This is a genomic window from Alicyclobacillus shizuokensis NBRC 103103 (genome assembly GCF_001552255.1).
GTDB classification, from domain to species: Bacteria; Bacillota; Bacilli; order Alicyclobacillales; family Alicyclobacillaceae; genus Alicyclobacillus_G; species Alicyclobacillus_G shizuokensis.
The window spans coordinates 24,724-47,660 of the sequence record NZ_BCQV01000015.1; the positions used below are offsets into that span (position 1 = coordinate 24,724).

At 63.4% G+C, this 22,937-nt stretch carries 28 protein-coding genes; 20 read left to right on the forward strand and 8 right to left on the reverse strand.

What is annotated here, in order from left to right:
* Nucleotides 1-194: 194 nt before the first annotated feature.
* The 9 genes from ychF to ASH01S_RS07850 all read left to right on the forward strand — a co-directional run bounded on the left by ychF (nt 195) and on the right by ASH01S_RS07850 (nt 6,305).
* Nucleotides 195-1,295 (forward strand): redox-regulated ATPase YchF, encoded by a 1,101-nt coding sequence (ychF, locus tag ASH01S_RS07810; protein WP_067926138.1) that lies wholly within the window; start codon nt 195-197, stop codon nt 1,293-1,295.
* A 167-nt stretch (nt 1,296-1,462) separates the two neighbouring features.
* Nucleotides 1,463-1,750, forward strand: a complete 288-nt coding sequence (rpsF, locus tag ASH01S_RS07815; RefSeq protein WP_067926141.1) for a 30S ribosomal protein S6 — start codon at nt 1,463-1,465, stop codon at nt 1,748-1,750.
* Nucleotides 1,751-1,770: 20 nt separating this feature from the next.
* Nucleotides 1,771-2,238 (forward strand): single-stranded DNA-binding protein, encoded by a 468-nt coding sequence (gene ssb / locus ASH01S_RS07820; protein ID WP_083516930.1) that lies wholly within the window; start codon nt 1,771-1,773, stop codon nt 2,236-2,238.
* A 61-nt stretch (nt 2,239-2,299) separates the two neighbouring features.
* Entirely contained in the window at nt 2,300-2,530 is a 231-nt protein-coding gene (gene rpsR, locus ASH01S_RS07825; protein WP_067926144.1) for a 30S ribosomal protein S18, read from the forward strand.
* Nucleotides 2,531-2,721: 191 nt separating this feature from the next.
* On the forward strand, nt 2,722-3,018 hold the full coding sequence (locus ASH01S_RS18840; protein WP_245628982.1) for a MazG-like family protein: 297 nt from the start codon (nt 2,722-2,724) through the stop codon (nt 3,016-3,018).
* A 4-nt stretch (nt 3,019-3,022) separates the two neighbouring features.
* Nucleotides 3,023-3,928 carry a DUF2232 domain-containing protein gene (locus tag ASH01S_RS07835; protein WP_067926148.1) on the forward strand — a complete coding sequence of 302 codons (906 nt, stop codon included), beginning with the start codon at nt 3,023-3,025 and terminating at the stop codon, nt 3,926-3,928.
* Nucleotides 3,929-3,996: 68 nt separating this feature from the next.
* Complete coding sequence (rplI, locus tag ASH01S_RS07840) at nt 3,997-4,443, forward strand: 50S ribosomal protein L9 (protein WP_067926151.1); 447 nt, start codon at nt 3,997-3,999, stop codon at nt 4,441-4,443.
* 24 nt (nt 4,444-4,467) lie between these two features.
* Nucleotides 4,468-5,853 carry a replicative DNA helicase gene (gene dnaB, locus ASH01S_RS07845; RefSeq protein WP_067926154.1) on the forward strand — a complete coding sequence of 462 codons (1,386 nt, stop codon included), beginning with the start codon at nt 4,468-4,470 and terminating at the stop codon, nt 5,851-5,853.
* A 17-nt stretch (nt 5,854-5,870) separates the two neighbouring features.
* The gene (locus ASH01S_RS07850; protein WP_157067050.1) at nt 5,871-6,305 is read left to right on the forward strand and encodes a hypothetical protein; all 435 of its coding nucleotides are present in this window, start codon (nt 5,871-5,873) and stop codon (nt 6,303-6,305) included.
* 16 nt (nt 6,306-6,321) lie between these two features.
* Here the strand turns inward: ASH01S_RS07850 and ASH01S_RS07855 are convergent, their stop codons facing one another.
* Nucleotides 6,322-6,693 (reverse strand): hypothetical protein, encoded by a 372-nt coding sequence (locus tag ASH01S_RS07855; protein ID WP_067926160.1) that lies wholly within the window; start codon nt 6,691-6,693, stop codon nt 6,322-6,324.
* 104 nt (nt 6,694-6,797) lie between these two features.
* Here ASH01S_RS07855 and ASH01S_RS07860 point away from each other — a divergent pair, with 104 nt between their 5' ends.
* From ASH01S_RS07860 to ASH01S_RS07900, 9 genes are all read left to right on the forward strand, one after another.
* Nucleotides 6,798-7,478: a response regulator gene (locus ASH01S_RS07860; protein ID WP_067926162.1), complete on the forward strand. Its 681-nt coding sequence runs from the start codon at nt 6,798-6,800 to the stop codon at nt 7,476-7,478.
* Nucleotides 7,479-7,482: 4 nt separating this feature from the next.
* Entirely contained in the window at nt 7,483-9,243 is a 1,761-nt protein-coding gene (locus ASH01S_RS07865) for an ATP-binding protein (RefSeq protein ID WP_067926165.1), read from the forward strand.
* The gene (locus tag ASH01S_RS07870) at nt 9,240-10,532 is read left to right on the forward strand and encodes a two-component system activity regulator YycH (protein WP_067926168.1); all 1,293 of its coding nucleotides are present in this window, start codon (nt 9,240-9,242) and stop codon (nt 10,530-10,532) included. Before ASH01S_RS07865 ends, ASH01S_RS07870 begins: the two co-directional genes overlap by 4 nt.
* Nucleotides 10,529-11,353: a two-component system regulatory protein YycI gene (yycI, locus tag ASH01S_RS07875; protein ID WP_067926171.1), complete on the forward strand. Its 825-nt coding sequence runs from the start codon at nt 10,529-10,531 to the stop codon at nt 11,351-11,353. The genes ASH01S_RS07870 and yycI overlap by 4 nt, the downstream gene beginning before the upstream one ends.
* Nucleotides 11,354-11,389: 36 nt before the next feature.
* Nucleotides 11,390-12,268 carry an MBL fold metallo-hydrolase gene (locus ASH01S_RS07880; RefSeq protein WP_083516933.1) on the forward strand — a complete coding sequence of 293 codons (879 nt, stop codon included), beginning with the start codon at nt 11,390-11,392 and terminating at the stop codon, nt 12,266-12,268.
* Between the two features lie 61 nt (nt 12,269-12,329).
* Entirely contained in the window at nt 12,330-13,634 is a 1,305-nt protein-coding gene (locus ASH01S_RS07885) for a S1C family serine protease (RefSeq protein ID WP_245628980.1), read from the forward strand.
* Nucleotides 13,635-13,649: 15 nt separating this feature from the next.
* Entirely contained in the window at nt 13,650-14,129 is a 480-nt protein-coding gene (gene rlmH / locus ASH01S_RS07890; protein WP_067926174.1) for a 23S rRNA (pseudouridine(1915)-N(3))-methyltransferase RlmH, read from the forward strand.
* 399 nt (nt 14,130-14,528) lie between these two features.
* Nucleotides 14,529-15,737 carry a ParM/StbA family protein gene (locus tag ASH01S_RS07895; protein ID WP_067926177.1) on the forward strand — a complete coding sequence of 403 codons (1,209 nt, stop codon included), beginning with the start codon at nt 14,529-14,531 and terminating at the stop codon, nt 15,735-15,737.
* Nucleotides 15,734-16,321: a hypothetical protein gene (locus tag ASH01S_RS07900; protein ID WP_067926180.1), complete on the forward strand. Its 588-nt coding sequence runs from the start codon at nt 15,734-15,736 to the stop codon at nt 16,319-16,321. Before ASH01S_RS07895 ends, ASH01S_RS07900 begins: the two co-directional genes overlap by 4 nt.
* 43 nt (nt 16,322-16,364) lie before the next feature.
* Here the strand turns inward: ASH01S_RS07900 and ASH01S_RS07905 are convergent, their stop codons facing one another.
* The 4 genes from ASH01S_RS07905 to ASH01S_RS07920 all read right to left on the reverse strand — a co-directional run bounded on the left by ASH01S_RS07905 (nt 16,365) and on the right by ASH01S_RS07920 (nt 18,867).
* Nucleotides 16,365-17,222, reverse strand: a complete 858-nt coding sequence (locus tag ASH01S_RS07905) for a hemerythrin domain-containing protein (RefSeq protein ID WP_067926183.1) — start codon at nt 17,220-17,222, stop codon at nt 16,365-16,367.
* A 74-nt stretch (nt 17,223-17,296) separates the two neighbouring features.
* Nucleotides 17,297-17,716: a universal stress protein gene (locus ASH01S_RS07910; protein ID WP_067926186.1), complete on the reverse strand. Its 420-nt coding sequence runs from the start codon at nt 17,714-17,716 to the stop codon at nt 17,297-17,299.
* A gap of 86 nt (nt 17,717-17,802) precedes the next feature.
* Entirely contained in the window at nt 17,803-18,228 is a 426-nt protein-coding gene (locus tag ASH01S_RS07915; protein WP_067926189.1) for a universal stress protein, read from the reverse strand.
* An 81-nt stretch (nt 18,229-18,309) separates the two neighbouring features.
* A complete protein-coding gene (locus ASH01S_RS07920) occupies nt 18,310-18,867 on the reverse strand; it encodes a DoxX family membrane protein (RefSeq protein WP_067926191.1) in 558 nt (185 codons plus the stop codon).
* A 357-nt stretch (nt 18,868-19,224) separates the two neighbouring features.
* On the opposite strand from ASH01S_RS07920, the gene ASH01S_RS07930 reads away from it, so the two are divergent.
* Nucleotides 19,225-19,521 carry a HesB/YadR/YfhF family protein gene (locus tag ASH01S_RS07930; RefSeq protein WP_157067051.1) on the forward strand — a complete coding sequence of 99 codons (297 nt, stop codon included), beginning with the start codon at nt 19,225-19,227 and terminating at the stop codon, nt 19,519-19,521.
* A gap of 30 nt (nt 19,522-19,551) precedes the next feature.
* Here ASH01S_RS07930 and ASH01S_RS07935 read toward each other — a convergent pair whose 3' ends face one another.
* A complete protein-coding gene (locus tag ASH01S_RS07935) occupies nt 19,552-20,331 on the reverse strand; it encodes a response regulator (protein ID WP_245628981.1) in 780 nt (259 codons plus the stop codon).
* 184 nt (nt 20,332-20,515) lie between these two features.
* On the opposite strand from ASH01S_RS07935, the gene ASH01S_RS07940 reads away from it, so the two are divergent.
* Nucleotides 20,516-21,595 carry a two-component system sensor histidine kinase NtrB gene (locus ASH01S_RS07940; protein WP_067926200.1) on the forward strand — a complete coding sequence of 360 codons (1,080 nt, stop codon included), beginning with the start codon at nt 20,516-20,518 and terminating at the stop codon, nt 21,593-21,595.
* On the opposite strand, the gene ASH01S_RS07945 is transcribed toward ASH01S_RS07940, so the two are convergent.
* Together ASH01S_RS07945 and ASH01S_RS07950 are read right to left on the reverse strand one after the other, a co-directional pair.
* Nucleotides 21,583-22,173 (reverse strand): GNAT family N-acetyltransferase, encoded by a 591-nt coding sequence (locus ASH01S_RS07945; protein ID WP_067926202.1) that lies wholly within the window; start codon nt 22,171-22,173, stop codon nt 21,583-21,585. The genes ASH01S_RS07940 and ASH01S_RS07945 overlap by 13 nt on opposite strands.
* A 3-nt stretch (nt 22,174-22,176) precedes the next feature.
* Nucleotides 22,177-22,937 (reverse strand): acetyl-CoA hydrolase/transferase C-terminal domain-containing protein (locus tag ASH01S_RS07950; protein WP_281178206.1); only part of this gene is annotated, 761 nt, incomplete at its 5' end.

Here is a 22,937-nt window from a genome sequence, read left to right on the forward strand (position 1 = left end):
TCATAGCCAAAATCAATGCCGCTGGCTATCGGCATCAACAGGTTTGACGAGCGGTCTCATGGGACTGAATCCGTCCATCTCCGATCCGCTTGCACGTTCGCACCATAGCAACGGGATTTATACTCGGCGTTATTGTGTCCCATGGCTGCATTTCCTATAATGAGCCAAGCGGACTGATGGAAAGAGGTGTGGAGATGCCACTTCGCGCGGGGATTGTAGGTCTGCCGAACGTAGGCAAATCAACGCTGTTCAACGCGATTACCAATGCGGGCGCGGATGCGGCCAACTACCCGTTTTGCACCATCGATCCGAACGTCGGCGTGGTCGAAGTGCCGGATTCCCGGCTGCAGCGGCTGGCGGACGTGGTTCATCCACGCCGGATTGTGCCCACGACGTTCGAGTTTGTGGATATCGCCGGACTTGTGGCCGGGGCCAGCCGCGGGGAAGGCTTGGGAAACAAGTTTCTCGGCCACATCCGCGAGGTGGATGCGATTGTGCACGTGGTGCGCTGTTTCGAAAACGGGGAGATCACGCACGTCAGCGGCAAGGTGGACCCGGCGCGGGACATGGACGTGATCAACCTGGAACTGATTCTGGCCGACCTGGAGACAGTCAACCGGCGCCTGGAGCGGGCGCGCAAGAACCAAAAGAGCGGCGACAAGCGGTATGTGCTGGAGGCGGCGGCCCTGGAGCGGCTGGGGCAGCACCTGGAGGCCGGCCAGCCTGCCCGGACTTGCTCTTTTTCCGAAGAAGAGGCGCCGCTCTTGCGAGACCTGCATCTGCTGACTGAAAAGCCGGTCCTGTACGTGGCCAACCTGAGTGAGGACGAGTTGGCGGACGCTGACATCCACCCCCACGTGCGGACGGTTCAGGAGCGGGCGGCGGCGGAAGGAGCCCAGGTGGTTCCCGTGTGCGCTCAGTTGGAGGCCGAAATCGCCGAGCTGGAGGGGGAGGACCGACGCGCCTTCCTGGCCGACCTGGGGCTTGCGGAAGCGGGCTTGGATCGGCTCATCCGCGCGTCCTATCACCTGTTGGGGTTGATCACATATTTTACGGCTGGGGAGCCGGAGGTGCGCGCCTGGACCATCCGACAGGGTACGCGGGCGCCGCAGGCGGCCGGCGTGATTCACTCCGACTTTGAAAAAGGGTTCATTCGTGCGGAGGTCGTCGCCTATGCGGACCTGGTGCAGGCCGGCTCCTTCGCGGCGGCGCGCGACGCGGGAAAGGTGCGCCTGGAAGGCAAGGATTATGTCGTGCAGGACGGAGACGTAATGCATTTTCGCTTCAACGTCTGATGGTGCCTTCTGGTTGAAGATGTAAACTTGTGGGGTCTGAATGGGTTTTATATTGTGTTCCAAGCGCGGCCGTAGTAGAATAAACCCTTGGCACGTCCACATGAATGACGGCCTATCCTTGCTCTGCACGCGGATGCAGGGCCGATGTCCAGAAGGAGGTGACTCGCATGCGCCAGTATGAGACCATGTACGTGCTGACCCCCGACCTTGAGCCGGAGCGGACGTCGGAGCTGGTATCCAAATACCAGGCCCTTGTCAGCGAACGCGGCGGCCAGATTGACGAACTGCAGGAAATCGGCAAGCGCCGCCTGGCGTACGAGATCAAGAAGTACCGCGAGGGTTACTACGTGCTCATGCGCTACACAGCGGACACGGATGTCTCCAAGGAGCTGGAGCGCGTGCTGAGAATCGAGGACGCTGTGCTTCGATACCTCACCGTGCGCTTGGGCGAATAGATCCAAGTGGAGGGGTAGGTATGCTGAATCGGGTGATTCTGATTGGTCGGCTGACGGCGGATCCCGAACTGCGCTACACCAACAACGGCACCGCAGTGGCTTCCTTCACACTGGCTGTGGACAGGATGCGCAACAACCAGAACGGGGAGCGCGAGACGGATTTCATCAACATCGTCGTGTGGCAGAAGCAGGCAGAGATCTGCGCGCAGTACCTGCACAAGGGCAGGTTGGCGGCGGTGGATGGCCGTCTGCAGATCCGCAGCTACGAGAACCGGGAAGGGCAGCGTGTGCGCGTGGCCGAAGTGGTGGCGGAGAGCGTGCGCTTTTTGGATCGCGGAGCGGATACGGCGGGTGCGCCCAGCCGGCCGGCGGCCGCAGCGACCATGGGGAATCGTCCAGCAGCTCAGCGTACACCCAGCTTTGACGACGATCCGTTTGCCGATGACAGTCAGATGATAGACATCTCGGATGATGACCTGCCGTTTTAAGGCGGAAATCTGACCAGCCGACCCGAAGCCGGGCCGTGGTCGCGGACGGGGGTGAAGACGAATGCCGCGTAGAGGTCGTGGTGGCAAGCGGCGCAAGGTGTGTCAGTTTTGTGTGGACAAAATTGACCAGGCGGACTATAAGGATATCGCGCGTCTACAGAAGTTCTTGACGGAGCGCGGAAAGATCCTGCCGCGGCGGATAACCGGCAACTGTGCACGCCATCAGCGCCAGGTGACGGTCGTGATTAAGCGGGCGCGCCAGGTGGCGTTGCTGCCGTATACAACCGAATGAAACCAGCTGCCGGCGAAACGAAGCGGCAGACAACGATACAAGGGGAACGTAGACCGTTCCCCTTTTTCTATGCCAACCGCCGTCGGAATCGCGGCGCTTGTCTGGCAGGATTTCCTCCGCATCGGGTGGAAGTAAAACACAGACTGCAGCCGTTAAGGTACAGAGCCGGAAGGAGGGTGCGCGTGGCGAGAATGGAACCCCATATGCACATCGCCCGTCGAATTCGCTCCATCGAATCCGCGAAGATAGAGGTGCTACGTCGCGTCACCGATTTATTCGAAGGACTTCAGACAGGGGACGAGCGCACGTTCTCCCAGGCGCTGGCCGGCCTGGTTGGCACGGCGTATCTGATTGGCCAGCAGGTAGGCATCCCTCCGGATAAAATGGATCAAGAGGTCGTCCGCCAACTCCCGCGCACCGCGACGGGCAGCACGTCCGAATTGGCGGAGCTAGACGTGGTGCGCCGCCACTTTGACGTGAAGAGGTGAGGGCATGAACCGGCGCGACAGCACGACCCGCGAGTACGTCTGGGCGGGAGTCTGGTTTGTCGGGTTGGTTGCCCTGAGCCTCACCCGAGTGGGTGCCGCTTGGAGCGGGTGGCTGTTCCCTATCCCGATAACGATGGTGTACTGCCTCGCTTCGCCTGGACCGGCCGTCGTGGTGGCGGTTTTGGCAGGGCTGGCTTTGCTGGTATCCGGTTTGCGAGGGTTGGCGGTTCTGTTTGTCGCTTGGATGATCTCACTGGCATGCATCCTGGGGGAGGCTCTGGGCCGGCGGGACAATGTCTACAAGGCTTGGGTCAACGCGACGCTGAGCACGCTCATGCTGGAACTCGCCATTCTGGCATCGCTCGGCGGGCGCTCCGCGGACCTATTCGAGTCGCTGCGCGAACTGTGGATGCGCTGGCTGGGGAGTGGCCATGGGGCCGGCATTCCTGGCGCGGGCGGCGGTGCGCTCGTCGATACGGCCATCGCCTGGTTGCAGGTGATGCTGCCTGGGGTCCTCGTGGTGCTGGCCTTTTTGTTGGTGGTCGTCTATTGGGGTTGCACGCGTTACCTGCTCAGGCGGCAGCGGCCGGCGGGCGGGGCGTTTGCCGGCTGGCGGCTGCCGCGCTCGGTCGTCACCGTCTACCTGTTGGCGTTGGCCTGCGTGCTGCTTCGTGTCTTTTCATCCCTGCCACTGATGGGGCAGTTCGCGCGCAACGTGGTGTTCTTGGCCGGCTTTTTCATCGGCGTGCAGGGGTTGGTCTGCCTGTCCCGGGGAATGGCGGGCAGCCGCCTGCGGGCGCTCTGGCTGAGTCTGCTGGTGCTGTTGGCCTCCGTACGGTTGGTATCGGACTTCTACGTGCTGGTGGGCATCCTCGACGTCCTGAGATCGCCGCGCAGCCCCAAGGTGTAACCTCTGCCATCGTGTTTTGCGGCTGTGGACGGTAGAATGGAAGGTGGATGTGAAGGGGGTTTGCTGTTGTGAAGGTGATATTGCTGCAGGACGTGAAAGCTCAGGGGAAAAAGGGTCAAGTGATTGAAGTCTCGCCGGGCTATGCACGGAATTTCCTGTTTCCGAAGAAGCTCGCGGTCGAGGCGACAGAGGCTGAATTGCAGGCGTTGGCGGCGCGCAAGCAGGCGGAGGAGAAACGACTGGCCCAGGAATTGGAGGCGGCGAAGCGGCTGCAGGCGGATTTGAATGAGCGGAAGGTGGTCGTGCGGACACAGGCGGGAGAAGGCGGGCGCCTGTTTGGGGCGGTGACATCGAAGCACATTGCGGAGGCGTTGGCGTCCATGGGATACAAGGTCGACAAGCGAAAGATTCACCTCCCGGAGCCGATTAAGCACCTGGGTGCGCAGCGGGTTGAGGTGAAACTGCATCCGGAAGTCGCGGCCACTGTCGTGGTCCACGTCGAGGCCGAGGCGTAAGCCGCGCGTGTGAGGGGAACGATCATGCCGGATGTAGGAGCATCTGTATCTGTACAGAGTGGCAGGTCGGAGGACGGTCTGCTGCGTCTGCCGCCGCAGCACATTGAGGCCGAGCAGGCCGTGCTCGGCGCCATGTTGATCTCCGCCGACGCGGTGGCGGAAGCGGCCGAGTGGCTGCAAGCGGACGACTTTTACCGGCGCTCTCATCAGTTGATCTTCGAGGCCATGCAACAACTGTATGAACAAGGGCAGCCGGTGGACGTGGTGACTACCACAGCCGCCCTGCAGGCGCAGGAAGGCCGACTGGAAAGCGTGGGCGGCGTCGAGTACCTGGCCGAGTTGGCCGGCGCCATGCCGACCGTGTTGCACGTCGGCCACTATGCTAACATCGTGCGTGAGAAGGCGCTGCTGCGGCGCATCATCGCGGCCGCGCAGGAGATCGCCGAAGCCAGCTACCGGGCCGAGGAGGATGCCGGCAGCGTCTTGGCGGACGCCGAGCGGCGCATCCTCGAGTTGTCGCAGGACCGGCGCGTGCGCGACTTCACCCACATCAGCGACGTCCTTGAGGCGACGTTTGAGCGCATTGAACAGTTGTACGCCAGCGAAGGCAAGCTCACTGGCGTGCCCACCGGGTACAGCGAGCTGGACCGGATGACGAGCGGATTGCAAAAGTCGGATCTGATTATCGTGGCGGCCCGCCCCTCGGTCGGAAAGACCGCCTTTGCGCTCAACGTGTCCCAGAATGTGGCGGTGCGGGCAGGGTTGCCGGTGGCGATTTTCAGCCTTGAAATGTCCAAGGAGCAGCTGGTGCAGCGGATGTTGTGCGCAGAGGCGTACATCGACGGTCACAAGCTGCGCAACGGTACGCTGGAGGACGACGATTGGCCGAAACTGTCGATGGGCGTCAGCGCGCTGGCGGGATCGCCCATTTACATCGACGACACGCCGGGCATCACCGTGCCGGAGATGCGCAGCAAATTGCGGCGGCTGAAGTCGCAGGTTGGGCTGGGACTAGTGACCGTGGACTATCTGCAGCTGATTCGCGGCCGGCGCACGAACAGCGACAACCGGCAGCAGGAGATCTCCGAGATCTCCCGTTCGCTCAAGCAGCTGGCGCGGGAGCTGGAGGTGCCGGTAATGGCGCTCGCCCAGCTGAGCCGATCCGTTGAGCAGCGGCAGGACAAGCGGCCGATGCTCTCGGACATCCGGGAATCGGGAAGCATCGAGCAAGACGCCGACATCGTCGCCTTTCTCTACCGGGACGATTATTATGATCCGGAGTCCGAGCGGAAAAACATCGTCGAGGTGCTGATAGCCAAGCAGCGCAATGGCCCCACAGGCAAGGTCGAACTGGTGTTTCTGAAAAACTATAATAAATTTGTCAACCTGGAGAAAGTACACACGGACTGATGGACGAATCATTGCCTTTGTTGACCCGCAGGGAGCGCCAGGAGCAGCTGCGGCGCAAACGGCGGCGCCAACGCCGGCGCAGACGCCGCCGACGCTGGCGGGTTCGTTGGCTGCGAGCGCTGCGGACCACCCGCTTCTGGACGAACGCGCTGTTTGTCTGCCTGGTGCTCTTGACGCTGACGTTCTGGGCGCGGTTTGCGTACGTGTACCACGTACCGCCGGAGCTCAGGACGGGGCCGCTCAGCCGCGTCACGGCCTACGTGACGCTCAAACCGTGGTGGTTTGGGCCGCCCACCTTCGATTTGGACGATTATCTGAAGGAGCCCAATGCGGTCGACACCGTTTCCAACACGCAGCTCTTGCTTTCCAATCTGGGCCCGTTTCGGGCCATTGTCGAGCATCCCGACCTGGTGTGGGCGTGGTACACGGACGGATCGAACGGGCCCGTGTGAGCGGTGGGCTGCGGCGTCAGGTTTGGCCGCCGCACTGCTTGATCACCTGGACGACGGCTTCCACTTTCTCCTCTGGGCAGACGACGGTCAACAAGAAGTTGCGCTCCCCGGTGACGCTCGGACCTTCCGCGGTGTCGGCCATGCCGCTCGCCGAAGGATCAGCCGAGAGCAGAATACCGGCGTCGCGGGAGGCGTTGGCCTGCAGGGTGAGGGACGCCAGGCTCTCTATCTTGCCGGCGATGGGGACGGGGCGTTCCCCAGACGGGAAGCCGCCGCTGTGCAATCGGGCGATTTGAGTGGTTTCGACGCCCAGCTTGTGAATGGCTGCGGCTGCGCGTTGTGCGTCGCTTTCGCTGAAAAAGGAAGCCAGGACCGTACGTTCCTGCATGTTGTCACCTCCGCTGCCTAGTCTCCGCCGGCGGCTCGGCAATCATGCCTCGCGGCGGTGCGGAGCCGGAGCGAGTCGATGTTTGGGAAAGGAGGCTCATCCGCGTGGCGCTCGTCCTGGTCGTGGAAGACGAAGAGCCGATTGCGAACATCCTCAAGTTCTCACTGGAACGCGAGGGCCATGAGGTGATGGTCAGCTACGATGGTGTGGACGCCGTGGAGAAGGCGAGGCTTCACAACCCGGACCTGATGTTGCTGGACCTGATGCTGCCGGAGAAGGACGGCTTTGAGGTCTGCAAGGAGGTGCGCCAGTTCAGCATGGTGCCCATCATCATGCTCACGGCACGGGACTCGGAGCTGGACAAGGTGGTGGGCCTGGAAATCGGGGCTGACGACTACGTGACCAAGCCGTTCAGCACGCGGGAACTCTTGGCGCGCGTGAAGGCGAACCTGCGCCGACACTGGCACCAGGGTGCGCAGGCGGGGGAACAGCTGTCGCTGGGCGACGTCCTCATCGATTTGGAGCAGTACCAGGTGCGCCGCGGGGAAGAGCTGATTCCGTTGACACACCGCGAGTTTGAGCTGTTGGCTGTGCTGGCCGCCCGGCCGGGCGTGGTCTTCACGCGCGACCAGTTGCTCTCCGAGGTGTGGGGATCCGACTACGCGGGGGACGAGCGCACGGTGGACGTGACAGTGCGCCGGCTGCGCGAGAAACTGGAGCAGGACCCAAGCCACCCCGAGTACGTGTTGACCCGTCGGGGCGTCGGCTATTACGCGCGGAGGTAAGTGCATGTGGCGGAGCATACGCCTGAAATTCGTCGTCATCTATTTGCTCCTAATGCTGTTCACCCTGCAGCTGATAGGCGCCTACTTTGTGCGCACCTTGAACGCCTCCCTGGTGCGCGACGAGGTGCGCGGCGTGCAGAAGCAGGTGTCTCTGCTCGCCGCCATCGTCAAGCCTGAACTGACTTCGGGCGGGGACAGGTCCGGGGACAAGCCGGGTGATGCCTCTTTACTGTCTGTCTTTCCCCAGCCGCAGGGCGGTGCCATTTACCTCCTCAACAGCAAGGGCGTGGTCGAAGACACATCCGCCGGCAGCGCGCTCATCGGCCAGAAGCGAATCGACTCGGTGGCCACCCAGGCGCTGGTCGGGCACCAATCGGTTTCCGCCGTCCGCTACGATCCGTCCGCGGACCAACACCTGCTGGCGGTGGCGATGCCGCTGTTTCAAGGCGACCGCTTCATCGGCATTCTCGAAGATGTCGTATCCATCCAAACCACGTACTCCACGATGCGTCAGGTGACCACCATCTTCTACACCGGGAGCGCACTGGTGTTGGCCTTTACGGCGCTGCTCGGGATTGGTCTGTCGCGCACGATTTCACGCCCGATTTTGGATGTGACCCGGCAGGCGGCGCGCATGGCCCAGGGGGATTTCAGCCGCCGCGTGCAGGTGGTGAGCGACGACGAGCTCGGCCAGTTGGGCCACGCGGTCAACGATCTGGCGGACAAGCTGCAGACGGCCCTGTCGGAAAACCTGCGCGAGCGGGAGCGGTTGCGCGCCATCATCACCTATATGGGCGACGGTGTGCTCACCTTTGACCGGGATCTGCGTCCGGTTTACGCCAACGAGGCGGCGTTGCGCTGCTTGCCGCGGGGGGCGGACGATTTCGCCCGTGCCGGCAGGCTGCTGGGTGTGCGCAGGGAGTCGCTGACACCCACGCAAGAGGAGTGGAACTGGGTGCGGGAACTGGACGGGGCGCTGCTGCACGTGCACCTGACGGCAATCCAGCGGGAAGCGGACACGGATGGGTACGTGGCGGTCATCCGCGACGTGACGGAACAGGAGCGACTGTATCAAAAGCAACGGGAGTTCGTGGCGAATGTGTCGCACGAGTTGCGGACGCCGCTGACGACCATCAAGTCGTACCTGGAGGCGCTGGGGGAGAGCGGGGACCTGGATGAGCAGACCCGCCACACCTTCCTTGACGTGTGCAGGCAGGAGGCGGACCGGATGGTGCGCATCACGCAGGACCTGCTGCAGCTCTCTGGACTGGAGACGCAGGGCATCCGCTACGTGGAGGGCTGGGTGGACGCGCAGGAGTGGCTGACCGCCGCGTGTCAGCGGTTGGAGATGCAGGCGAAACGGCAAGGGGTGGCGCTGGACCTGCGACCGGTGCCCAAGCTGCAGTTTCGTGGCGACAGGGACCTGCTCGACCGAGTGCTCGACAACATCATCGGCAATGCGCTCAAGTACACGGCCGCCGGTGGCCAGGTGCGCGTGCGTGCGGAGCGTGAGGAGGATAAGCTGCGCGTGTGCGTGGAAGACACCGGGATTGGCATCCCCGAAAGTGATCTGCCGCACGTGTTCGAGCGCTTCTACCGGGTGGACAAGGCGAGGTCCCGGCGCAGCGGCGGCACCGGCCTCGGTCTCACGCTGGCGCGGGAGATCATCGATTTGCACGGAGGCCGCATCGGCATCGAGAGCCAGCTGGGCCGGGGGACGAAGGTGTGGTTGCTGCTGCCGCTTACAGAGGGGGAACCGGCATGACGGCGAAACGTTTGCAAACGCTGGTGCTGAGCGTACTGGTGCTGATCAGCCTGGTTCTCAGCTATTTGCTGTGGCGCGGGGCCTGGTTGAGCAGCCCGGAGCCTGGATTGACAGCGCCGGCGGTGCGGAACCTGTCTCCGTACCCGCAGGCGGACCAGGTAACGGGTCCGGTGGAGGTCGACGTCCAGCGCTTGAAGCCAGCAGGGGCCGCTTTGATTCCCATAGGATCGGCCGTGTATCGGCAGTGGGTGGATGTGTTGCATTCGTTGAAGGTCGAGCGCCTACGCCGCGAGTCGGCGCCGCCCGCGCATGCGACGGTGAACATCGTGTTCCACTTTGGCCTGGAACTGAGGCGCTCGGACATCTCCCGCTGGCTGCCGGCCCTACGTCTGTCGCCGCTGGCTGTGTCCGGGGACACGATGGAATTGTACCAAGCGGCGGCGGGTGGGCCGGTCCTGCTGATGGTAACGGGCGCATCGGACGGGTATACGGCGGAGACGGATGTGGACCGGAAGCGGTTTGCGCAGCTGGTGGCCGGCTCGGTGCAGCGCTACCCGGCCGTCGTCTGGCAGGACGGGCAAGGCAACACGTCCTACCTGCCAGCGCAGGGCATGGAGATGGAACGTCTGTCTGCCAGCGTGGACAAGCCGCCGCTCCTGCCGTTGGTGCATTCCTTCTTTGTGAACCCGGGAGCTCTGACGCGCATCCAGGAGAGCCGGCGCAAGGTCATATGGACCGACGGGACGCGGGCCGTGCAGTGGGATCCAGAGGCCAACGTGCTGACCTTTGACGATCCGAACACCTCCGCGTCAACCACGGAGCGCACGGAACTGCAGGCGATAACTTCGTACATCCGCAGCCACGGTGGCGCCGCGAGCGGGGGTGTAATGTTCAACGGCGACGACAACGCGCTGCCGGGGATACACACCTACCAGCTGAGGCCCCAATTTGCCGGCTATGTGGTGTTCGGCAACCAGTGGACACAGGAGGTAGAGGTGAACAGCGGCCATGTGGTGCATTACCAGCGGCCGCTGGGCAACCTGACGGCTGGCGCGGAGAGGCAAAGGGTGACGGTCATGGGGGCGAGCGAGCTGCGCCAGGTGCTGCGCGACGTGGTGCCGAAGGCGCGGGTGAGTGCGTATACGGCGCACCTGGGTTACTGGGTTGTGCCGGACGGGGACGGCCATATGGAGCTGGAACCGGCCTTTGCGGTGCTGCGCGACGGGGTATCCGTGGGCGTCATCGACGCGGTCTCGGGTCAGGTGCTGGAGGGGATGAAGCGGCCATGAACTGGGAGACGGCGAAGACCTGGCTGATTGGCATGTTTCTCATTCTGGACGTGCTGCTCGGCTGGCAGTACGCCAGCGCACGAGCGGAGATGCGCGGGTACAGCGAATCATACAGCGACTTGTTGGCGAACACGCGCACGCTGCTGGCCCAGCACAATTTCAGTCTGGCAGCTTCCGTGCCGACCAAGCATGCGGATATGGCGTCGTTTTCGGCGCGGTTGGCTGGGGCGAGTCTCACCCAAGCGGCGAAGACGGCCTTTGCCGGCAAGCCAGCGGGAGAGCGTGGAAGGGGGCGAGTGGCGGGGCCGGACGGATCGGTGAAAGGGCTGGGGCAGGGGACCTGGACGGTGGCATACAGACGGCCGGTGCCGTTTGACGGCAGGCATCCGGAGCAGCTTCTGGAGCGCGTGGTGAACGGAAGCGCATACGGACTGGACAGGGGCGCCGGGGAGGCGGACGTGTTGGTGTTCGACCAGCTGTATGGGGGAAAGTACCCGATTTTCGACGCGAGCGTGCTAGTCGATACGACGAAACAGGGAATGACCGGCTACCAGCAGACGCTGCTGACCAGGATTCGCGCGACGAGCAGCCCGAAGCCGATTATCTCGGCGTTAGATGCGCTGAACAGCTTGGCCAATGCGGTGGACAAATCCAGCCAGGAAAAGGATAATACGATTGTCGGAATCGATCTCGGGTACCTGGGGAGTCCCTCCGGTTCCGCGGCGGGGGGCGGAAAACGATACTGGTTCCCGGTGTGGCGGATTGTCACGGACGCGGGGGTCTATTATGTCAATGCATTTACGGGAGAGCTAAACCTGTGACGAGGTCTGGGAGCGGCCGCAAAAGGGGGATACATAGTGCTCGAATTTACGGTGCTAGCGAGCGGCAGCTCTGGCAACGCGATATACATACGAACGAACCGGGTGCAGGTGCTGCTGGATGCGGGCATCAGCGGCAGGCAGCTGCAGCAGCGAATGCAGGCGGTGGCCGGCGCTGAGTGGGCGGGTTTGGACGCGGTGTTGCTGACGCATGAGCATGTTGATCATGTGCGGGGACTGCGGCAGGTACTGCGGGCGTGCACGGCGCCTGTGTACGCGACGGAAGGCACGTGGCACCAGGTGGCAGCATTGGGGCCAACAGCAGTGGAGACGGCCGCCGCGGAGGAGAGTGGGCGTGTGCGCAGGGTGCGTGCGGGTGAGGGGTTTTCCATCGAGGACCTGCGCGTGACCCCGTTTGCGGTGTCGCACGACGCCGAGGAGCCGGTGGCGTACCGGTTTGACACCGATGGGGCGAGTCTGGCGGTGGTGACCGACTTGGGGTACATGAGCGACAGTATCAAGTCGGTCATTCAAGGCTGTGACGCTTACGTGCTGGAGGCCAACCACGATGTAGAGATGCTGCGCGCGGGGCGCTACCCGTGGAGTGTGAAACGGCGCATCCTCGGCGACAAAGGCCACCTCTCCAATGACGACGCGGCGTTCGCGCTGTTGGACGTGCTGGAGGACAGGCGGACGGATGTGTACCTGGCCCACCTGAGCGAGGAGAACAATCTGCCGGAATTGGCGGAGCTGACGGTGTCGAGCGCGCTCGGGGAGATGGGTGTGGATTGCCGGGAGCGGGTTCGCCTGCACCGGACCAGCCGCCGAGAGGCGACACGGTTGCACCGTCTGGGCTGCGGGGACATGGAATATGACGGAAAGGACCATAATAAGGAGAGTGAACATGCCGGGACCTGAACGGATGGGACATCATCCGACGCTTGAGTGAACGGTCCACGGTCGTCGGTAGTGCGGGCAGATGGAGGAAAGGCAGGCGACGGAGATGGGCTTTTACAAGGACAGCGGAGATTTCCACATGGGTCGGGCGGACAGGTCCGCAGGGGCGTGGCGCTGGGTGGCCGCCATCGTGGTATCGGCGCTGGTGGGATCCGTTGCCACGCTGGCCGCGTATCCTGCGTTGCGGGGTGAGGAAGCGGTGACCACCACCGCGGATGCGGCGACTGCGACGAGAAGTCCGGCCCCTTCCCTGCCTGCGTCGGTGAACGTGTCGGTCAACGACGGCATCGTGCAGGCGGTCAAGCGAGCGAAGCCGGCGGTGGTGGGCGTGGTCAACTACAAAGAGGTGGAAGACTTTTTCAGTCAGCAGTCGAAGCTGAAAGCGAACGACGTGGGCACAGGTCTGTTGTTCCATAAGGACAGCAAATACGGCTACATCGTGACCAACAACCATGTGGTCGACGGGGGCGCGAAGGTGGAGGTCGTGTTTTCCAAGGGCAAGCATGTCACCGCCCAGGTGGTTGGGACAGACGAGTTCACGGACCTGGCGGTGCTGCGGTTGCCGGAGAAGTATGTGCGGGGTATCCAGCCCGCACAGTTCGCGAATTCGGACAAGATTGAGGTCGGTGAGCCGGCGATTGCCATCGGATCGCCCATGGGGCTGGACTTTGCCGATTCGGTGACGGCCGGGATTGTCAGCGCGAAGCGGCGCATCATGCCGGTGCAGACGCCGGACGGTGAGCAGGTGCTGGATTACCAGGCGGTGATTCAGACGGACGCGGCCATCAACCCGGGCAACAGCGGTGGGCCGCTGCTGAACATTAACGGTCAGGTGATTGGCATCAACAGCAGCAAGGTCGTGGATCCGACGGTCGAAGGCATGGGCTTTGCGATCCCGTCCAACGAAGTGAGGGCGATTGCGTCGGAGATCCTCGCGACCGGCCACGCTGACCACCCGGCGCTCGGCATTGCGGGCTACTCGCTGCGGGCGGTGCCGGAACAGTGGTGGCCGGACGTGCCGGTGGATTACGGGATTTTGGTGCAGGAGGTGCAGTCCTCCTCGGCCAAGCGGTCGGGGCTGAAGCCGGGCGATGTCATCGTGGCCATCAACGGCAGGACGGTGCAGACGATGCCGGACCTGCGGACATACCTGTTCCAGGCGAAACCAGGGCAGGTGGTGACCTTGACGGTGTATCGCGGGCATAAGAAGCTGGAGTTCAAGGTGACGCTCGGGAAGATGGAGACCCCGAACACGACCGCGGGCGCTCAGGGTTCCGGAAGTGGTGCGGACAATCCGTTCTCGGTGCCGAGCGAGTGTTTCAACTGAGGGAGCGCGGAGCCCGTGCAGGTTGTGGTGGTTGCGGTGGGTAAGTTGAAGGAACGGTATCTGCGGGAGGCGCAGGCGGAGTACGCCAAGCGCCTTTCTGGTTATGTGCAGCTGCGGATTGAGGAAGTGGCGGATGAGCCGGCCCCTGAGGGTTCGGGGGAGGGCGAGCGGCTGCGTGTCCTGCGCGTGGAAGGAGAGCGGATGGTACGGCGGCTGCGCGACCGGGACGCGGTGGTGGCGTTGGACAGGCAGGGCGAGGCGTTGTCATCGGAGGCGTGGAGCCGTGCCTACCAGCGCCTGGCCGGAGGCGGGTACGGGAGGATAGTGTTTCTGATTGGCGGGTCGCATGGCTTGGATGCGTCCCTGCTGCAGCGCGCCCAGCTGTGTTGGAGTTTTGGTCCGCTGACCTTGCCGCATCCATTGGCACGCATTGTACTGTTGGAGCAACTCTATCGGGGCATTCGCATTGCGCGCGGGGAGCCCTATCATAAGTAGATTTCGGAGACGGGGAAACTCAGTAAGCTGGCGGGTTTGACCAGTGGCCTCCACGTCCTTGCTGCTTGGCCACCGGATGTACGCACGACACCGACCTGGGCGCGGCTGTGTTGGCTGTCCCAGGTTGGGTTATGGTTTGAAGGCTTCGAGTAGAATGAAGGGTCGCACTCGCTGGTTTATTCCGTGTCCCGACGAGTGTCAAGAGTTAAAGTTTAAGACTTACACTCTAAACTGTAGAGTTTAACGTTTGAACTGTAAAGTTTAAAGTTTAACCTAGTAGGATTCTGAGATTTAAAGTTTGAATTCTAACTTTCAAAGCTTTTATTTGTACGTTGGCGTGTGGACGAGAATCTCCTATACTGTGAAAGTAAGAACAGTGGGTTGGAGAGGGGAGCGCACTTGGCCAAATCGGAAGCAGTGAGTACGACGATTGCATTGTCCGTGGACAATGGCAGCAGCCACATCAAAGGCATCTACGACACACTCGAGAACGCCTTCATCTTCCCGAATGTGGTCTCTCAGCCCGTTGGGGAGCGGTTTCTCCTCACCGAACAGGGGAACCCGCTGGACTTTCTCGACGTTCGCATCACGTCTCCCGCCATCACCAGTGAGCAGTACCGTCACGTCTACGTGGGCAACTTGGCCATCGGGGACGAAGGGGTCGTCCACGAGATTGTCGGGGACAAGGCGGCCCAGAAGAAGGCGCAGCGGCCGGAGACGATGGTCACGCTGCTGACGGGGGCGGCCTACGCGGTCGCCCACAAGCACGAGGCGGACATTCGCGCCGGAGTGAAGCGCATCAAGGCGCACGTGTATCTCGGTACCGGTCTGCCGATCAGCGAGATCGCCAAGTTCCGGGCCGAGTTTGCCGCCAAGATCACCAGCGGGGTGCACTCCGTCACGTTCGTGACGACGCCGGTCTACAAGGGTGTGACCGTGGAATTGGAATTCTCGCTCCCCGTCGACATCGGGATCGACGACGTCTCCGGCGTCTACGACATCGAAGCGACGTCAAACTCGCCGCTGTCGCACAAGGGGTTTGGCATCGCCGACGTGGGCGGCGTGGATATGGATATCGCTTTCTTCCGCCCCGGCCTGGAATTGGACCAGAGACACTCTGTGGGGACCAAAATCCACCTGAACGACGCGCTGGAAAGCATCCGCAACGAAGTGAACGCCGAAGGAGAAGAGCTCATCGCGAGCACAGCGGAACTGACCGACATGCTGGTGCATAAGGAATACGAGATCTACGCCGAAGGCAAAGTCGTGTTCGACATGACCAACCTGGTGAACCGGCACATGCGCATCCTGGCGGAAAAGGTGCTCAAGTCGGCGCGCAACGCGTGGAAGCACGTGCGCTACGCCAACGAGTTCTGGTTCATCGGTGGCGGGGCCATCGTGCTCCAGCCATGGATAGAAAAGTTGAACGCGGAACTGGGCCTACCGATTCGCTTCGACGCGGCGGAATACAGTCAGTTCCGCAACGCGCGCGGCACCTTTCTTCTGCTCTCGCACGCCCTGGAAACCCTGCCGCAGGCCGCGGCCGCCGCAGAGCCGGAGGTAGAGCCAGTGGCCGCTGAGACCAAGGACGGGAAGGATGCGGATTGAAAAAGCGCCGCTCCACCGTCTACGTGCGTCCTGGCAAGGACATCACGCTCTATGTCCCGGCCGAAACGCCACCCGAGGTCATTGACTACCTGAACCGGCTCAAGGATGAGGGCAACTTCAGCCAGGGTGTCGTCGACATCATCACGGAATACGTGACCACTCACCTGGGGCGCCAGCAGCTGAACGCCGCGGCGCCCAGCCCGCAGGCGCCGTCGGCCCAGGCTCATTCGTACCCGGCGACCGCCGCTCCGGCGGTGAACGCAAACGCCGCGGCCACGGCTGACAACGACGAGACGGCCACCAACGACGTCGGCGAATCCGAGTCCGGCGCGCCGCATTCTGCCACAGCCGAAACAGCCAGGACTGCCGCATCTGCGGATGAGGATGGCCGGGGTGAGCCGGCCGCCTCCGCCGCCCGGCTGGACGCGCCTGGATCTGCTGCGGAGTCTGCGCCCCCCACTTCAGCTTCAGCTGGGCCGGCGACGGAAGCCCCGGCATCACCGGCCCCGGAACGAAAAAAGCTGAGCCTGGCGCAGATTTTCCGCCAGGCCCAGCGCAACGCCGGCCGATTGACCGACGGGTAGAGTCGCATTGGCTTCGCGTTGCGGCCGTAGCTCTGCCCGCGGCTCAATGTCGTTCGGCCAGGTAATGGAGTTCCTCCGCAATCGCCTGTTTCTCGTCCGCGGACAGGATGCGGCTGGCCATCGGGAACAGGTGGCTGTCCTCCTTGCCCAGGTGATTGAGCAGCGCCAGGGACAGCTCCTCGACCTTGCTCTCCAGCAGGGACTGCAGGTGGGCATCGGGCTCTTGCTGCAACGCGTTCAGCAGATTCTCCGCTTCCCCGTGCAGACGGCGAATGTGCGCGTGTTCTTCCATCAGCCCCGCCACCGGCCCCACGTCGGCCCCTCCTACATGGCTGGCCACGCGCGGGAACACGACCTCCTCCTCGGCGGGGAAGTGGCGGCAGAGTTCCCCCGCGACGGCCTGCAGGGCGCGGCGAATGTCTGCCACTGACGGTTTTTCGCCCAGTCCAAGCAGGACTTTGCATAGGCTGATGTGGTCCTCCACCAGAGACCGCAGCTCCGGGGCAATCTGCTGGATCCATTCCGGATGCTGATAGGCGTTGTCTTGCTCCAATTCACGGTCAAATACCCGTCCACGGTCAGCTACCCGCGCGCTGGTGTCGGCGTCTGCGCCGGCTTCGGGGGAGAGCACCAGCAAGACGACGCTGGTCGTCAACGCCTCGACGGCGTGTTCCACGCCGGCGCCCACCGTGAGCAGGCACGGGGCTACCAAGGTCCGTTCTTCCTCTTCCATCGTGAAACGGATTTCGCCGGACACGACAATGACCGTCAACGCGAAGGGTGTCCGGTGTTGAATCAGTTCTTCTCCCGGCCGCAACGACAGTTGGACAAACTTCGCCTGTCCGTGCTGCAGCAGGCTCTCTACCTGCTTGTCCCGGAAGGCAAGGGATACCCTTTGCATCTGGCGAACCTCCTCGTGCTGTCGATCGTCTCCTTTGGTGTCCGCGTCCCATCCAGGCGAGGGCTTGACCCCTCTCAGCGAACCACCAGCACCGGCCGCGCGGCGCGGTTCAACACGCCGTGGCTGACGCTGCCCAGAATCACGCGGTCGATGGCGGATCGTCCATGGGAACCCATGACGATGAGGTCCGCGTGTTCCTGCTCCGCCAGGCTGCAGATGACCTGGACCGGATGCCCGGTGAGCGTGCGGAACGTGGCCCGCTCCTCCAGCCCGTCCAGGACTTTGCGCGTGCGCTCCCAAAGCTTCTGCGCCTCCTGGTCCAGGATTTCAAACACGCTGGGCGGCACCGGCCCCCCGCCCGCGAAGGCGGCCGGATGGACGGCGTAGACGACGATCAACCGCGCCTCCGGGTAATGCTTCAGCAGGTCTGCGGCCGACGCGGCCGCTTTCTCTGACGGCTTCGATCCGTCCACTGCAAGAATTACCGTGTTCATCGTGGATTCCTCCCGTATGCTGCAGTCTGTCTTTGCAACGCCGGCGCCCCACAGGCTCCGGACTGGGCCCGCGCATGCCCTGCACCCTAGCGGACCAAGAGCACGTCGACGTCCAGGTGCTGGAGCACCGCCCGCGCCACTCTCCCGACGGGCACCCGTTCCGCCAGCGCCCGACCGTGCCGACCGAGGATGACCAGATCCACCGCTTCCTCGCGCGCTGCCTTCACAATGACTTGGCTCGGTACCCCCATTTCGTGACGAAACCGAACCCGTCCCGGCCAATGGGAGAAGTGTTGATGCACCAGCCTTTGCAGCGCTTCGACGATTTCTCGCTCCGGCTCCGACAGGTGCAGCGTGCTGCCCAGGTTGGAGCGCTGGTAAAACGACGCGTGTCCCTGGCTCACATGCAGGATGATGAGTTCCGTATCTGGTGACGTCCGCAACATGTTCTCCACGGTGCGAACAGCCTGGGCACTCAAATCTCTGCCGGAAACGGCCCACATGACCCGCATATTTTCACCTCTCCGCTGACCCGCTTGGCGCGATGGGGCGGCCGAATCGGGCCGCCCTTGTCCTCCTAAAACCCCCGTACCTCAGGCTGTCTTGCCCTTCTGCCGCGGTTTCGCGCCCCAACGGCCGCTGCCATGACGGGTCCATTGGGCTGCTACTCGCCGCAGGTACGGGATCAGCCAGTGGTCCAGCCCCACCGCCGCCGCGTTAAACCCGGCCACCAGGAGCAGCACCTGCCAGACCAGCATGTTGGGGTTGGTGCTGGTGGTGCCTGCCAGCAGGTAGGCCAGGTTCATCACCGCGCCGAAGAAGGCCGCGGTGGTGGTCAAGCAGCCGAGGACGAGACCAATGCCCACCAAGAGTTCGCCGTAGCTGACCAGATAGCTGAAAGCGGTCGCGTGCGGGAGCGCGAAACCGCGCAGGAACGAGGCGTACCAGCCCTGCACCGCTGGATGCTCACCCTGGCTGAGTTTGACCGCGTTGCCCAGGAAACCGGAGATGGCTGTTCCCGCTTTCGCCCCTGTCCATGCGGGCGATCCGATTTTCTCCATGGCCGCGCGTATCCACTCGACACCAATCCACACCCGCAACACCGTCAGCAGCCAACGAGCGTACACATGATTGCGAAGCCAAGTGACCATCACTGTTCGCCTCCTCGGGGAAGGTTGTTGATGCGGGGCCTCTTGCGCACCCTCATCATGCCGCAGACGGGGCCGGCGGCACAGACTCGAGCAGACCAAATGCGAGCGCCCGACAAGACTAGTCCAGCAGGGGCTCCGGCCCGGTTCGGACGTGCCTTGGGGCGTGTCCGGGCCTTGGCGTACAGTATAGGCAACGTCTCCAGGACGCCTGGTCAGCTGTTCTATTATAGGCTTGCGCTGTTATAATCTAAGGAAGACTCCATAGCCTCAGCCGCCGCAGAGAGGGATGGCTGCCGGCCTTGCTCCGGCGGCTCCGCGCGGCCCGGCAAGGGTGCAGAGAGCGGGAGGTTAACCATGATGAAACTGATGGTCACACCGGAAGCGGCGCAGTGGTTCCGGCGCGAGTTCGGTCTGCAGGACGGGGATGCGGTGCGCATATTTGTGCGGTACGGGGGCGGATCGGTCGTGGACCCGGGCTTTGCCCTGGGCGTGTGCGTGGAAACGCCGAAATCGGTCGCCGCGATGGTGGAGCAGGAGGGCACACGCTACTTTGTGCGCAGCGGGGACGCCGCCTTTCTGGAAGGGCGCGAGGTGCGCGTGGTGTACAACGAACAGGACGACGAGGTTGAGTTCATCGTTAACCCGGTGTCCTGACATGGAATGAGGGCGGTCGAATCGCCGCCCTCACTTGTCCGCCTGGTCCAGCACATACCCTTCGCGCACCGCGTAGGCGGCCGCCTGCACGCGGTTGGCCAGATGCAGCTTCTCCAGGATGCTGCGAATGTGATTGCGAACCGTGTTTTCACTGATGTACAGCGCTTGTGCGATGTCCCGGTTGCTGGCGCCGGTGCTCAGATGCCGCAGCACGTCCATCTCCCGCTCGGTCAACCGGTCCACGCCGTTGGGTCCGCCTGCGGCGCGCTCGTTGCTGCGGGCATCGGCCGTCGTGCTCGGCGTGGACATCTCGGCGATGATGCGCATCGCCAGGTTGGCGGGCACCACCGGCTCCCCACGGCTGACGCGCTGGAGCGCATCCATCAGCGTGGCCGGACTGGCGGTCTTCAGGACGTATCCGTCGGCGCCCGCCTTGATGGCGTCGAACAGCATCGACTCGGCCTCGCTGACGGTCAAGATGAGGATGCGGACGCCCGGCCACAGGGCTTTGATCTTTCGCGTCGCCTCCAGCCCGTCGCACACCGGCATGTTGATGTCCATCAGCACCACGTCGGGGGCGTCCTCCTGCACCCGTTCGATGGCCTGCTGTCCGTTCTCCGCTTCCACGACCGCCGCCACGCCCTCCATGTGGCTGACGATTGACTGCACGCCTTTGCGAAACAGGGCGTGGTCGTCCACCAGCAGCACCCGCAATCCGGGGCTTTTCTCTTGGTCCGCCACTTTGTTCATCTCCTCCCGGCCTGCCGCCGCCCGGGTGACACCGGGGCGGAGCGCCGCCGCTTCTTGCACCATCGTACCTCACGCAGAACCTGCCGCGCAGGCAGGAAACAGCCATTTTTCATGGTAACGTGCAACTAGTCCGACCGGACTATGGCGGCGGATTTTCACAGATTTTCCGTCTCCCATACGGTATAATCAAGCCGGACGGAGGCAGAGGGCCTGCCGCACCGGCTGACAGGGGGGCGAGGGAGACGTGCTGCAAGACGCTCTCAACAATCTCCAAAGCGCGTTGGACGCGCTGCTCACCATCAACCGCGCACTGGACGAGACGCTGATTGTCGCCATCACAGACAAACAGGGGCGCATCACGTTCGCGAACAAGAAGTTTTGTGATATTTCCAAGTATACTACAGACGAACTGATTGGACAGACGCACCGCATCATCAACTCGGGATATCATCCGAAGGAATTTTTCCGGCAGATGTGGCGCACCATCGGGCGCGGCCAGATCTGGCGCGGGGACATCCGCAACCAGGCCAAGGACGGATCATACTACTGGGTGGACACCACAATTGTCCCCGTGCTGGACGAGCGCGGGAAACCGTATCAATACGTGTCGTTTCGCGTGGACATCACGGAGCGCAAGCGGGCGGAGGAGCACCTGCGGCGCTTGGACAGGATGGACGCGGTGGGGCAGTTGGCCTCCAGCATCGCCCATGAGATTCGCAACCCGCTGGTGGCCATCAAGATGGCGGTGCAGGGGCTGCAATTGGACACGGAGCCGGCCCAGGCGGACGTGCTCAACATGGTAGTGGCGGAACTGGACCGGATTGACAAGATTGTGGACCAGTTCATGTACCTATCGCGCACGCCGGAAACGCATTTTCAGGTCCTCGACATCCGGCCGGTTATTGACCTGGCTGTCAGGCTGATGAGCCTGCCCGCGCGCAAGCAGGGCGTCAGCATCGACTGGTCAAGTTCCCATCCGGTCGGTCTGGTGCGGGCCGACGCCCATCAACTGCAGCAGGTGTTCATCAATCTGCTGAAGAACGCCATCGAGGCGATGCCTGGCGGCGGCAAGATTGTCGTGCAGCTGCTCGCCCAGGAGGGGCAGGTGTGTGTGCGCATCCAGGACCAGGGCTGCGGCATCCCGCCGCAGGCGCTGGCCCGCATCGGGGAGCCGTTTTTGACCACGAAACCCAACGGCACCGGGCTTGGCCTGACCGTCTCGCACAAGATCATTCAGGAGCACGGGGGCTCCCTCCATTTCGACAGCCAGCCGGGTCAGGGCACGACGGTCGACATTCGCCTGCCGCTGGTTCAGCCGGCGTAGCGGCCCGTCAGCGGACGCTGCGGCTCCCGACGCCCGGACGGCCGCGTGCATCCCCTGGCTTCGGTCTGGAGCGGGGCTGTGAGCACCGCCTCCCCTGCCCACAAATCGGCGGCGGAAGACTGGCGCCGGAACTGGTGTTTGGTCAGCAGCCGCAGACTTCTCCGGTTATCCCACAGGACATGCACAACCGCGCGGCGATAGCCGTTTGCCGCAGCGGATTGCATAAGTTCACTCAACAGCAAACTGCCGATGCCACGGCCCTGTTCGGCGTCCGCCACGAGCGCGGCCAGTTCCACCGTCTGCGCGTCGACGGCCTGATAGGAGCCGATGCCGACCATGCGCCCGTCCTGCAGGCACACGAGCGTCAGCGAGGCGTGGCTGGGCAGCGGCAGGAGGCTGTCGATCAGCCGCTCGTCCGGTGCACGGACGCATCGGAAAAAGCGCAGGTACAGGCTCTCCGGCGATTCGCGCTGCAGCAGTTCCCAGAGGCGCCGTCGCTCGGCGGGAGTGCGGCGGGCGGGGCGAATCTCCACCAGGCGTCCGTCGGCCAGTGTGTAGCGGCGAACGGGTGCGGACATGGCTCACACCTCCTGCGGCGTCGGGGCCAGCATGGTGCCGGCGCTGCGGTAGCGGACGTGCCAGGACAGCGCCTGTTCAATCAGGTGCGGTGTCTGGCCGCCGCGCCGGCACGCGGCCGCGAAGTAATCGGCCAGCGCGTCTCTGTAAGCCGGATGGGCGCAGCGCTCTATCAATACCTGGGCCCGCTCGCGGGGCGCCAATCCGCGCAGGTCCGCCAGCCCCTGTTCAGTCACGACAATGTCCACATCGTGCTCGGTGTGGTCCACATGGGCGACCATCGGCACGATGGACGAGACCCGTCCCCCCTTGGCCGTGGACTTGGTCAGGAACACAGACAGCAGGGCGTTGCGCGCGAAGTCGCCGGAGCCGCCGATGCCGTTGACAATCTCGGTGCCGCCGACATGGGTTGAGTTCACGTTGCCGTAGATGTCCACCTCCAGGGCCGTGTTCATGGCAATCACGCCCAGGCGGCGGATGACCTCCGGGTGGTTGGAGATCTCCTGCGGACGCAAGATCAGATGCCGGCGGTAGTCGGGCAGGTTGTTCATCACCGTCTTGGCGCGCTCTGGCGTCAGGGTGATGGAGCAGCTGGAGGCGAAGCGCAGCTTGCCGGCGTCAAACAGGTCAAACGCGCCGTCCTGCAGGACTTCCGAGTACATCTCCAGGTCCTCCAGCGGGAACGCCGCGAGACCGGACAACACCGCGTTGGCCACCGCGCCGACGCCCGATTGCAGGGGATACAGCGTCTTCGGCAGGCGCCCCC